Origin of the sequence: Gillisia sp. Hel_I_86, from assembly GCF_007827275.1 — a bacterium.
In the GTDB taxonomy this organism is placed as follows: domain Bacteria; phylum Bacteroidota; class Bacteroidia; order Flavobacteriales; family Flavobacteriaceae; genus Gillisia.
The window spans coordinates 1,237,325-1,249,187 of the sequence record NZ_VISE01000001.1 but is presented as its reverse complement, the minus strand read 5'-3'; the positions used below and the strand labels follow the sequence as shown (position 1 = coordinate 1,249,187).

At 38.0% G+C, this 11,863-nt stretch carries 10 protein-coding genes and 1 tRNA gene; 5 read left to right on the top strand and 6 right to left on the bottom strand.

Annotated elements, in window-relative coordinates:
• Positions 1–2: 2 nt before the first annotated feature.
• Both JM83_RS05450 and JM83_RS05445 read right to left on the bottom strand, forming a co-directional pair.
• A complete protein-coding gene (locus JM83_RS05450; protein ID WP_144960110.1) occupies positions 3–230 on the bottom strand; it encodes a ferrous iron transport protein A in 228 nt (75 codons plus the stop codon).
• A gap of 83 nt (positions 231–313) precedes the next feature.
• On the bottom strand, positions 314–982 hold the full coding sequence (locus JM83_RS05445; protein WP_144960108.1) for an SCO family protein: 669 nt from the start codon (positions 980–982) through the stop codon (positions 314–316).
• A gap of 155 nt (positions 983–1,137) precedes the next feature.
• On the opposite strand from JM83_RS05445, the gene rseP reads away from it, so the two are divergent.
• From rseP to pncA, 4 genes are all read left to right on the top strand, one after another.
• Positions 1,138–2,454, top strand: coding sequence for an RIP metalloprotease RseP (gene rseP / locus JM83_RS05440; protein WP_144960106.1), 1,317 nt, complete (start codon positions 1,138–1,140; stop codon positions 2,452–2,454).
• 201 nt (positions 2,455–2,655) lie between these two features.
• A tRNA-Asn gene (locus JM83_RS05435) sits at positions 2,656–2,729 on the top strand.
• Positions 2,730–2,967: 238 nt separating this feature from the next.
• Positions 2,968–4,371 carry a nicotinate phosphoribosyltransferase gene (locus JM83_RS05430; protein WP_144960104.1) on the top strand — a complete coding sequence of 468 codons (1,404 nt, stop codon included), beginning with the start codon at positions 2,968–2,970 and terminating at the stop codon, positions 4,369–4,371.
• Between the two features lies 1 nt (position 4,372).
• A complete protein-coding gene (gene pncA / locus JM83_RS05425; protein WP_144960102.1) occupies positions 4,373–4,981 on the top strand; it encodes a bifunctional nicotinamidase/pyrazinamidase in 609 nt (202 codons plus the stop codon).
• A 45-nt stretch (positions 4,982–5,026) separates the two neighbouring features.
• Here the strand turns inward: pncA and JM83_RS05420 are convergent, their stop codons facing one another.
• Positions 5,027–6,250, bottom strand: a complete 1,224-nt coding sequence (locus tag JM83_RS05420; protein WP_144960100.1) for a cysteine desulfurase-like protein — start codon at positions 6,248–6,250, stop codon at positions 5,027–5,029.
• A gap of 582 nt (positions 6,251–6,832) precedes the next feature.
• Between JM83_RS05420 and JM83_RS05415 the strand changes: the two genes are divergently transcribed.
• Complete coding sequence (locus JM83_RS05415) at positions 6,833–8,380, top strand: M20/M25/M40 family metallo-hydrolase (protein ID WP_144960098.1); 1,548 nt, start codon at positions 6,833–6,835, stop codon at positions 8,378–8,380.
• A 243-nt stretch (positions 8,381–8,623) separates the two neighbouring features.
• Here the strand turns inward: JM83_RS05415 and JM83_RS05410 are convergent, their stop codons facing one another.
• The 3 genes from JM83_RS05410 to JM83_RS05400 are packed head-to-tail and all read right to left on the bottom strand — an operon-like array spanning position 8,624 to position 11,642.
• Positions 8,624–9,013, bottom strand: a complete 390-nt coding sequence (locus JM83_RS05410; protein WP_261376363.1) for a DUF3095 domain-containing protein — start codon at positions 9,011–9,013, stop codon at positions 8,624–8,626.
• A 30-nt stretch (positions 9,014–9,043) separates the two neighbouring features.
• Positions 9,044–10,567: an IS1634 family transposase gene (locus tag JM83_RS05405; RefSeq protein WP_144963685.1), complete on the bottom strand. Its 1,524-nt coding sequence runs from the start codon at positions 10,565–10,567 to the stop codon at positions 9,044–9,046.
• Entirely contained in the window at positions 10,533–11,642 is a 1,110-nt protein-coding gene (locus JM83_RS05400; RefSeq protein WP_144960096.1) for a DUF3095 family protein, read from the bottom strand. Before JM83_RS05400 ends, JM83_RS05405 begins: the two co-directional genes overlap by 35 nt.
• Between the last annotated feature and the right edge of the window lie 221 nt (positions 11,643–11,863).

Genomic DNA, 11,863 nt, shown 5'->3' with positions numbered 1-11,863 from the left:
TATTAAATTAATTCTATTTCTATGAGCAATGCCGTCTCTTTGCGAATTGCCAAATGGCTCCCGTTTATATTCAAATACATAGGATCTCTAAAAGGTGCGGTTTGCACCAGCTCTACTAGATTTCCCGGCAAACAGCCCATTTCCAATAGTTTAAGAGGGATTTTATCTGCAATAAATTCTTTGATTATCCCTCGCTGGCCACGCTTTAAATGAGCAACGGTTAGCTTCATTGTTATTTAGATTGATTTTAAACAAGGCAAAAATAGTTTAAAAAAAGGTCTTATAAAAAGTTTAGCAAAGAAAAGTATAATTGCTAGTATTCGGCTTTTAGGATTTGGATGTCCTCCATTAAATCTTCAATGGCTTCGGCATTTGTGCCATCGTAAAACCCTCGAATCCTTTTTTCTTTGTCCACCAAAATAAAATTTTCGGTATGGATCATATCATAAGGCCCGCCATCGCCATCGGTTTTGGTTGCCAGATATGATTTTCGGGCTAGTTCGTAGATCTGTTTTTTGTCCCCGGTAACCAAATTCCATTTTGCATCATTTACCCCTTTTTCCAATGCATATTTTTTAAGCTGCGGAACACTGTCTGCAACAGGAATCACCGTGTGGGAGAGTAGCAGCACTTCTGGATCCTCCTTTAATCGCTCCTGAATTTTCAGCATATGCCCGGTCATTATTGGGCAAATGGTGAGACAGGTGGTAAAGAAAAAATCTGCAACATAGATCTTGTCCTTATAGGTATCTTGCGTGATGGTTTCCCCGTTTTGATTCAATAGCTCAAAATCTGCTATTTTATGATATTTTCTAACATATTGAACAGTGGTGTCCACCAACTCGGCATTCACCATATCTGGTTGAAAAATGGGTAATTTCTCTTTAGGCTTCAGTAGATTATAAATGCTGAAAATTATTATAATAGATAAAATACCAAGTACTATGGCAAGAGGTTTGTATTTAGAAAAAAACCGGAGCATCAATTATGATTTGATGCAAAATTAAAGTCTTCTAACTAATTACAGGCAATGGAAGCCCTAAAATTTCTGAAGGGGAGATTTCCGCGGGAATTTATACTTTTTTAGGAGTTATTAAAAGGTTACTTTTGTGCGATTTAAAATTTGAAGCAGAGAGAATGGATCCATTTTTAATAAAAGCAATACAGCTAATCCTTAGTTTGTCCTTACTAATCGTTTTGCACGAGTTCGGACACTTTATACCGGCCAAGTTATTTAAGACAAGGGTAGAGAAATTCTACTTGTTTTTCGACGTTAAATTCGCCCTTTTCAAGAAAAAAATCGGGGGAACAGAGTATGGTCTTGGATGGTTGCCTTTGGGAGGTTATGTAAAAATAGCCGGGATGATAGATGAGAGTATGGACAAGGAGCAAATGGCGCTTCCTCCAAAACCTTGGGAGTTTAGAAGTAAGCCCGCATGGCAACGTCTTATCATTATGTTGGGAGGGGTGACCGTGAACTTGGTTTTAGGTTTTCTTATCTACATGATGGTGCTGTTTGTTTGGGGAAGTTCTTTTGTGGGACCTGAGGATATGCCTCGTGGATTTGCTGTTGCTGAAGAGTTTAAGGCATTTGGTTTTGAAGATGGCGACAGGATCTTAAAAGTGAACGGGGAGGAATTTGAAAATAGCATAGATGTTAACCGTTTCCTATTTATGAGGGATATAAAAAATATTACGGTGATCCACCAAAATGGAGAAACCGAAACTATTGCGATCCCAGAGGATATTGGTTCAAAAATGTTTGAAGAAGGGGTTATGCAGCCTTTTGTGCCCATCCAGAATGCGGTTATAGATACGGTAGTAGCCGATTTAGCGGCAGGAAAAGCGGGTCTTAAAAAGGGAGATAGTTTGATCTCAATAAACAAACAAGAAATAGGCTATTGGCATGAATTAGCACCAATAACTGCTGAAAACAAAGAAAAAGAAGTAGAAATCGTCTTTAAAAGGGATGGTGAAATTAGGAGCGCTTTGGTTACACCAGATGAAGATGGGATCCTTGGGGTTTCCAGCAAAAGGGATTTTGATGTGCAAACTAGGGAATATGGATTTTCAGAAAGTATCAAAGAAGGTTTTAGTTATGGATACTGGACCTTGCACGATTATGTCGCGCAATTCAAATATATTTTTACCGCGAAAGGCGCAACCCAAGTAGGTGGTTTTGGTGCTATTGGAGGTCTTTTTCCAGATGCATGGGACTGGCAAGGGTTTTGGTTGGCTACAGCTTTAATTTCCATTATCCTAGCATTTATGAATATCCTACCAATTCCAGCATTGGACGGTGGACACGTAATGTTTTTGTTATATGAAATTATTACAGGGAGGACCCCAAATGAAAAAGTCATGGAATTTGCACAATTGATAGGCTTCTTTATTATAATTGCCTTAGTGCTTTTTGCAAATGGAAACGATTTATACCGCTGGTTATTTGACTAATTGGGATGCACTAAAAATGGCTGACCACAATTAACCAGATATTCGAAAAAAAAAGTGGTTTTTTGTTTTGTGGGCGTTCAAAAATTGATTTATATTTGCAACCGCAAAAGAGAAATATTAAGTCTCGAATGCAGGTCCAGATTAAGAATTGGGATCTTTGAAAATGCAACTACGTTCTTAAAGAAGCATAAAAATATAGTTTCCTCCTTAGCTCAGTTGGTTAGAGCATCTGACTGTTAATCAGAGGGTCCTTGGTTCGAGCCCAAGAGGAGGAGCACAAAGCCTGACATAACTGTCGGGCTTTTTTGTTTTATATTCTTTTCTGCTTTAAAAGTTTTAATAAGTATTTCCAGCTATAATTGTTAACCTTATTCACTTTTTTAGTTTTACACCTCACACCTCACACCTCACACCTCACACCTCACACCTCACACCTCACACCTCACACCTCACACCTCACAACTGTCCCCATAATTTCGTAATTTCCCTTCCCTTAAACATAGTATTCCAAAAATGATCAATTTTACCGCTACCTATACCGATCAATATCAACTTGCAATGGCGCAGGTTTATTTTGAAAATGGACAAAAAGAACATTCAGCAGTTTTCGACTACTATTTTAGAAAGTTGCCTTTTGAAGGTGGCTATGCTATCTTTGCCGGATTGGAAGATCTTTTGGAAATCCTTGAGAACCTTAGATTTAGTAAGGAGGATCTGGCTTATTTAAAAAAGCAAAACTATTCCAAGAAATTTCTGGAATACCTTAAAAACTTTAAATTTTCCGGGAATATCATGGCTGCAAAAGAGGGCGATATTTTATTTCCGAATATGCCCATACTGCAGGTAGAAGCCAATATTATAGAAGCACAAATTATAGAAACCATGCTCCTTAACCTTTTAAATTTTCAAACCTTGATCGCCACGAAAGCAAGTAGGGTACGATTGGTAGCAAAAGATAAAACTTTGCTTGAATTCGGTTTGCGCAGGGCACATGGCCCTGGTGGATATTATGCAAGTAGGGCAGCCATTGTGGGCGGATTTGATGGCACAAGCAATGTGGTAGCAGGTAAAAATTTCGATATTCCGGTTTCTGGGACCATGGCACATTCCTTTGTTCAAAGCTATGATGATGAAATAACGGCTTTTAGGGCCTTTTCCCAAGGGAGGCCAAAAGATTGTGTGCTCCTTGTGGATACTTATAATACACTTAAGAGTGGTCTTCCCAATGCTATTAAGATTGGAAAAGAAATGAAAGAGCAGGGAGAACAATTAATGGGTATTAGATTGGACAGTGGGGATTTGGCTTATTTGGCAAGAGAAAGCAGAAAAATACTTGATGAAGCGGGCCTTGAGTATGTGAAAATAGCAGCTTCCAATCAGTTGGATGAATATGTGATTAAGAGTTTACTGGAACAAAAAGCCCCGATAGATATTTTTGGAGTGGGGACCAATTTGGTGACTGGAGATCCTGATGGGGCTCTAGATGGCGTTTATAAACTGGCTGTTTCCAACGGCATTCCCCGGTTGAAGATTTCTGAAAGCCTTTCCAAAGTTACTATTCCGCATAAAAAGCAGGTTTTTAGATTGATGAATGCAAAAGGAGAACTTATAGGAGCCGATGCAATTACGATGAGGGAGGAAGAGGAGGTTTCAAGGATTTATGATCCGCAGGAAATATTGAAATCATTGCCTGTAAAAAATTGTAGGATTGAAGCATTGTTGCATTTAGTGATGAAAAATGGCAAAAAAACGCAAGAGCCTAGAAGCCTAAAAGAAATTGCGGAATATTCCCGTGAACGATTGGAGGGTTTACCAACAGAATACAAACGCTTTGATAACCCTCACAAATATAAAGTTGGGATTAGCAAGATGCTGAAGAAAGAGCGGGAAGCGCTATTAAAAAAATATAAAAGGTAAAATGAAGGCACTGGTAATTATAGACATGCAAAACGATTTTATTCCCGGCGGATCATTGGCTGTGCCCGGGGGGGATGAAATTGTTCCTATCATAAATGAACTTCAAAATAAATTCGATTTGGTGATCGCAACCCAAGATTGGCATCCAAAGGATCATTCCAGTTTTGCTGAAAACCATCCGGAAAAGAAGGAGTTTGAAAGTATCAAGCTGCATGGAATGGATCAGAAACTATGGCCGGTTCACTGCGTTCAGAATTCGAAAGGGGCCGAATTTCATCCTAAATTGCATACGGAAAGAATAGAAGCCATTTTTAGAAAAGGAACCGATAAAAATATAGATAGTTACAGTGGATTTTACGATAATGCGCATTTAAAATCTACAGGGCTTGCAGGGTATTTCAAAGAAAAAGGAGTGACCACTTTATACTTTTGTGGCCTGGCGGCAGATTATTGTGTGTATTTCTCGGTTATGGATGCTCTAAATGAAGGTTTTGAAGCCATCTTGCTGGAGGATGCCACCAGAGCCATTTCCGAAGTAGATTTTGAAAAGGCAAAAAAAGCAATCCTACACGCAGGAGGTAACATAATTGCAACTTCAGAAGTAAAATAAAGAGTTTTTGTACCAGCCTGCCGCGGGTATCTGGGGTTGTTTAGGTTAAAAGACATTTTTAAAAACGGCAATTAATTTTTGTACCTCTTCCAGCGTATTATAATGCACCAAACTCACCCGCACCACCCCTTCATATTGTTCCAGATCCAGATCTTTAATAAGCTGTTTTGCATAAAAATCCCCAAACCGAATCCCAATATGTTTTTTATCTACTAGCTCAACAATTTGAGAACTTTTGAATTCTGGATGAATAAAGGAGATGGTAGGAACCCGAACAGTGGAACCTGCTTTGGAGCTTCCAATAATTTTAACCCTTTCAACAGATTTTAAATAGCTTAAAAGTTCTTGCGCCAATTGAGCTTCGTAATTTGCGATCAATTCAAAACTGGCCTCAAATTTTTCATTGTTACTGAATTTATTGTTGGGAAAATGATGATCATAGAAATTTATCAAATACGCAGGAATAGCCTTTAAACCATAAGTGAGTTCAAAATTATAATTCCCGGGCTGAAATTTATAGGGAACATCTTCAGCTTTAAAAAAGTTATGATTAATGCCGGGCATATTGATCAAAAGTGGCAATTTTCCATACATCACAGCTTGGTGGGGGCCATATACCTTATACCAGCTAAACACATAAAAATCTACATCCAAATCCTGAACATCTACTCGTCTATGGGGTGCAAAAGCAACCCCATCCACACAAATGAGCGCACCGGCTTCATGAACGATCTTCGCTATTTCCTTGATAGGGTTTATAGTTCCCAAAACATTGGAACAATGCGTTAGCGCTACCAGCTTTGTTTTACTGGACAATAAATTAGAAAGATCATTTAGCTCCAGTTCAAAAGATTCTGGGTTCACCTTCCAAACCCTGATTTTTATTCCTTTTTTTTCAAGGTCTTTCCAGCAAGAAATATTTGCTTCATGATCGGTGTTTGTTATAATCACTTCGTCCCCAGCTTGCCAATTATGGCCGATACAAATACTTAAGATCCTTAATAGCATTGTGGAAGACGGTCCAATAATGATCTCTTTGGAGTTAGCTGCATTTAAAAACCCAGAAACTTCTTCGGTCACATTTTTTAGTGCTTTCCCGGCATTGGCAGAAATTTCATAAGAAGCACCTAATTGCACATTATAGTTTAAGAAATATTCAGAAATATAATTAATACTGCTGCCCAATATTTGTGAGCCTCCGGCATTGTCCATAAACGTATAGCCCCTTTTTAGGGACGGAAATTTATCTCTTACAAACTCGATATCCATAAAATTTTCTTTAAGAATCCAATTGCAAGATCGTAACAAAAAGATAGAGTTTATAGAAGGATCTATAATTTTTTTTGGATTTCCAATTATTTGGAAAACACTCCCTCACTAAAACCTTTGGAACGGCATTACAATTTTATTCATATGTCATCCCGACCTTAGGAGGGATCTCTAGTTATATTAATTCTGTTTTATTGAGATTCTTCAGTCCACTACGTTTCCTTCAGAATGACAATTCTGATTTGTAGTTATTCCAAGCTAGATGATTTTTTTATCACTGGCCTTAGCAAGACGAAAAATATGAGTATAGCGAGTAACCAATTTAAATTTTTTTGAGTTGGGAACAAGGGAAACATGTTATGTTAAAAAAAGATTGTTTGTCCGTAAAGTATTCTAAACTGAAAAATGACGTCATTCTGTCCCGACCGTTCGGTAGTTTCAGAATCTCATTTCAATGTACATCAATGCAATATTGAGACCCTGAAAAAAATTCAGGGTGACGAAAGAACTTTAAGAACAGAAAACGGATATACATAAAAAAAGATATATTTGAAGAACATAATTTAACTCAAACCCTTTTTTATGAAAAATAAGTTTTTACTCATCCTCTCACTCTGTTTTTCGGCCGTTCTCTTCGCGCAAGACCAAGGTGTAGTTATTGAAAATATTATAAAAGAAGCATCAGAGAATTCCCAACTAGAAAGACTGGGACATGAACTATTGGATGTGGTTGGGCCACGTTTAGTTGGAACTCCAGAGATGAAACAAGCACACGATTGGGCGGTAAACAAATATAAAACCTGGGGTATCTCTGCGGAAAATCAGCAGTGGGGAGAATGGAAAGGCTGGAAACGCGGAATTACACATATCGATTTAATAGAACCAAGAGTAAGATCCTTATCTGGAATGCAATTGGCGTGGAGCCCAAGTTCTGGTAAAAAACCAATCCTTGCCGAGGTAGTTATTCTTCCAGATGCAAAAGATTCAGCAGAATTTGCAAAAATGTTAGCTGGGGTAAAAGGGAAACTGGTAATGATCTCTATGCCTCAAAAAACTGGGAGACCAGATTATAACTGGGAAGAGTTTGCTACAGATGTATCTTTTGAAAAAATGAAAGAAGATCGAAAAACACAATCTGACGCTTGGGGATTAAGAATGATAAATTCTGGATATACCAATAGAAGTATTGCCGAAGCACTTGAAAATGCTGGTGCAGCAGGAATTATCACATTAAACTGGTCACGAGGTTTTGGAGCAAATAAGATTTTTTCTGCACGAACTAAAAAAATACCAACAGTAGAACTTTCCCTGGAAGACTACGGAATGGTGTACAGATTGGCAGAATATGGAAATAAACCAAAACTGCGAATAGTTGCAGAGTCTGAAGAATTGGGAGCTGTTCCTACTTTTAATACGATAGCAACCATTAAAGGATCTGAAAAGCCAGAAGAATATGTAATTCTTTCGGCCCATTTCGATTCTTGGGATGGGGCAACTGGTGCCACAGATAATGGGACTGGGACCATAGTGATGATGGAAGCGATGAGAATATTAAAGAAAATGTACCCTAATCCAAAGCGAACAATTATTGCAGGACATTGGGGCAGTGAGGAGCAAGGGCTAAACGGGTCCAGAGCCTTTGTGAAGGATCATCCAGAAATTGTAAATAATGTCCAGGCATTATTCAATCAGGATAATGGAACTGGAAGAGTGGTTAAGCTTTCTGGGGGAGGATTTTTAAATTCCTACGATTATTTAGGCAGCTGGCTAGAAGCAGTGCCAGAAGAGATCTCTGGTGAAATTGAAACCACTTTCCCTGGAATTCCAGGTGGAGGAGGATCAGATTATGCTTCTTTCCTCGCAGCGGGCGTTCCTGCATTTAGCTTAAGTTCATTAAGCTGGTCTTATTGGAATTATACATGGCACACTAATTTGGACACTTATGATAAGATTGTTTTTGATGATGTGAGAAGTAATGTAATCCTTACTGCAATAATGGCCTATATGGCAAGTGAAGATCCGGAGAGAACGTCAAGAGAAAAAAGGGTGTTACCAATTAGCAAACGTACCGGAGAACAAATGACTTGGCCAGAGGCAAGGGATGCCACCAGAAAAGGTGGATTGGATTAAGATTTTATTTTTTATTTCATTGAGATCCTTCACGTTGTTCAGGATGACATGGAGTAAATGTGGTCATTCCGAAGTATTGAGGAATCTCCATTCATTCAGTATTTAAATTCATTGAGATTCTTTACTATGTGAAAAATGACAGTTTTGAATATTAACTAAAATTCAACCAAGGTAAACCCAAAGATGCTATGTGGATGTGAAATTTTAAAAATAGCATATAACTTAAGTAAACCAAGTAGGGAACTATTTGTTTTTTAATTGGTTTGCTGCTTTTGTATAACCACCTCCCGCACCATCTACAAAATGGATATGGTCATTTTTCGTCATATCCCGCACATAACAGGACATTACACTTTGTTCACTAACATGAAGCCCATATTTGATCTTTCCTTTTTCTTCCAAGTGATCTAAGTAAGAAGATAAAGATTTTCGTTGTTGTGGGGTGCCGGTAATAACCGTATTTATCCTACCGTCTATGGTAAGCGTATCTGTAAGCTCCACCAATTTCTGAAGATAGTTTTTTCCAGATGCGGTATTTTTTAAATAGTATTTTCCGAAGGTCATTGTAAACCAATTTTTCAACAAATAGAAGCCATCATATTTTCCTAGTTTGGTTCTCATCTCATCATTCATCTTTCGCCCTGTCTTCAGCGTTGCAACACCCTAGAAATTTTTCTCGATGATTTGATATAATTCTGCCTGCTGATCATCCATTTTCAGGAGCTTTGATTTAGTGTGTTTAGAATCAGGAAGGGTATAAGTTATTTGATATATATTATGTGTGAGTTCTGCTGCTTTTCTTAGTGATATAGTAGAGTTTTCTGTGTGCAGCAACCTTTCCAATTCCTTATAGATACTGTAAGCCGTAAATGAGATGCAGATATGGGCTTCGATCCGGTGACGTAATCTGTGGTAAATGGGCCGTATTCGTAAATCGGTCTTTGACATTCTGAAGGCCTTTTCAATATGCCATAAATTTTTGTAATTTTCGACTACGAGTTTATCTGATAGTTCTGTATTGGTTACATAGCCTTTCAATCCATCCCAGGCGTTGTCTTTCCAGAATTTTTCATAATCAATTTCAATGGTCACATCCCCCTGCATTTTTAAATATTTATTGTAACCCTTATTGTTGATGTTGGATTTGGTGAGCTTTCCAGACTTTATCCGCTTTTCCAGGCGCTGCAATCCTCTTTTTCGGTTGTGCTCATCTTTTGCCGCTCGATTGTTGGCATAGGTAACAATCAGACGGGTTTTTTCAGCCTTTGGTATTTTGATCATCTGGCCATCGATAAGCTTTTTTGCCAGTATCTGTTTCTTTATTTTTTCTGGTTCGTTTTTTAACCTTGCCCCAATGATATATTGGTAACCTTTTTCTTCAAGGGCCAAGATGTTGGAATTTGACAATAAGCCAGCATCGGCAACAATCACAGGTTTTTCCAAATTAAATTTTGCTGTTGTTTTTTCTATGAATGGAATCAAAGTATGCCCTTCATAAATATTGCCTTCGAAAATATCATAGCTAATAGCATAGCCTCCAAGCCCCACCAACAAACCAAGAAAGATCTGGGGGTTCTGATGCTTCCCATCCTTACTGAAGCCTGCTTTTCTAAGATCATCCTCATCGCTGGCCTCAAAATAAAGTGTGGTCATATCATAGAAGACAATACTGATCTTACCTCCAAGAACTTTTAAAGTATGTGCAAAAGAAATCTGCTCAACCTGTGTTTTTAAACGGTCATTGAGCTTGTCCAGGAAACGATATACAGCATCTATATCCAGCCTTACACCTTGAAACCGGTACAGGTATTCAATAGTCTTTAATTTGCTCAAAGGAAAGGCCAATCTGGCAATCACCAAATGGCGAAACAGATCTTCATTGATCTCATTAAAACCGATGCCGTCATATATTTTTCCAAAAATAATTTCCGGGCCCGCGGTTTTAATACTGGCATTGCCCAAAGCTTCAAATAACTGCTCAACAACAATGTCATTTTCTGAAACAAACAATTTTCCCTGAGCCTCCAGTCTTTCTATTTCCTGCTTTCCCAGAAAAACAAGTTTTTGGATCTCCTGCTCATTGCTACTGCTGCCAATAGACTTAACAACCTTGTATTTCCCTCTTTCTTTGGAAATAATTTGTACCGATATACTACCAGAACGATTCTTTAATTTTCTTAAAAACATCCTCAAAAATAGGCTTGCAACACCCATTTTCAAAATTCATTCCAGTAAAATCAATGCATCCCAAGCTGATTTTTAAAAAGTGCGGAAGACAGGAAGATAAAGATTTTCGTTGTTGTGGGGTGCCGGTAATAACCGTATTTATCCTACCGTCTATGGTAAGCGTATCTGTAAGCTCCACCAATTTCTGAAGATAGTTTTTTCCAGATGCGGTATTTTTTAAATAGTATTTTCCGAAGGTCATTGTAAACCAATTTTTCAACAAATAGAAGCCATCATATTTTCCTAGTTTGGTTCTCATCTCATCATTCATCTTTCGCAGACTCGCTTTCAGTTTTAATCGTTTTACTGAAATAGGTTTTCTGCTGTCCAGAGAACCATAAATAGTATCGATGTTTTTTAGAACTTTGGAAAATATTTCTGAAGGCTCTTCCCCTTTGCATGCTACTACAATAAGGCTTACCACTTCTTGATGGGTCTCTGGCGGATTTATTTTATCCCATTTACATTCCATGCCCTCTAAATTGAGGAGTTCAGGAATTTTTAAAGTGTTGTTATTTGCGTCGTTGAAATTTGCCTTTATGTGCTTTTCAGCATATTGAAGTCCTTCCCCTAATACAATAGGGATAGTTAAAACATCACTTATTTTAACTTTTGCTATATCTAAAGAAACTTTATTGTCATGGATTTCCTTTAATGAAAGAGAACCTATTTTGAGTTCGAAGCCAAAATTCACTAGCGTATTTATTCTATGCTGATTTAGAGCTGTCATAGCAGCTCCTAGCAATTCTGAGGGTATAAGCATCGTAGCGCCATCGCCTCCAAAGAAAAAAGGGATGCTGATGTTTTTTGAGTAAGCAAGGTTTAAAATAGCAATAACACTTCCGGTTGCTACTAGATTAACCTGATCGTGATTTCCCTTTCCAATTGCTTCCGTAGAATTATTTATATCGGCAACAATAGCATGCCAGTCTTCAGGAACTTTGGAAAAAAGGGATTTATTGCCAACCAGATCGCTAATAGAAATCGTTTGTAGGCTTAGATCAGAAAAAAAGTTGGGATTGGTTGATATCGCCATTTTTAATCCCTCATTGAGGGTTTAATTTCCCGAGGCTTGCCCCGAAGTTCTTGTTTCTACTTTTTATTATGTCCCCCTGAGTCCTTCGACTGCCGCCTAGGATCAACTAAAGCAGGAGGGTTATTAAAACATCTCGACTCCGCTCGATGTGACATTTTAAAACAATACCGGTAAAAAAGCGGATATGCACTTAAAAATTTTAGTCGAGTCTTTGACCGAAA

What these genes read in the sequence shown, in the direction of transcription:
- JM83_RS05450 (WP_144960110.1), bottom strand. Translation starts at nt 230, where the DNA reads ATGAAGCTAACCGTTGCTCATTTAAAGCGTGGCCAGCGAGGGATAATC.
- JM83_RS05445 (WP_144960108.1), bottom strand. Translation starts at nt 982, where the DNA reads ATGCTCCGGTTTTTTTCTAAATACAAACCTCTTGCCATAGTACTTGGT.
- rseP (WP_144960106.1), top strand. Translation starts at nt 1,138, where the DNA reads ATGGATCCATTTTTAATAAAAGCAATACAGCTAATCCTTAGTTTGTCC.
- JM83_RS05430 (WP_144960104.1), top strand. Translation starts at nt 2,968, where the DNA reads ATGATCAATTTTACCGCTACCTATACCGATCAATATCAACTTGCAATG.
- pncA (WP_144960102.1), top strand. Translation starts at nt 4,373, where the DNA reads ATGAAGGCACTGGTAATTATAGACATGCAAAACGATTTTATTCCCGGC.
- JM83_RS05420 (WP_144960100.1), bottom strand. Translation starts at nt 6,250, where the DNA reads ATGGATATCGAGTTTGTAAGAGATAAATTTCCGTCCCTAAAAAGGGGC.
- JM83_RS05415 (WP_144960098.1), top strand. Translation starts at nt 6,833, where the DNA reads ATGAAAAATAAGTTTTTACTCATCCTCTCACTCTGTTTTTCGGCCGTT.
- JM83_RS05410 (WP_261376363.1), bottom strand. Translation starts at nt 9,013, where the DNA reads ATGAATGATGAGATGAGAACCAAACTAGGAAAATATGATGGCTTCTAT.
- JM83_RS05405 (WP_144963685.1), bottom strand. Translation starts at nt 10,567, where the DNA reads ATGTTTTTAAGAAAATTAAAGAATCGTTCTGGTAGTATATCGGTACAA.
- JM83_RS05400 (WP_144960096.1), bottom strand. Translation starts at nt 11,642, where the DNA reads ATGGCGATATCAACCAATCCCAACTTTTTTTCTGATCTAAGCCTACAA.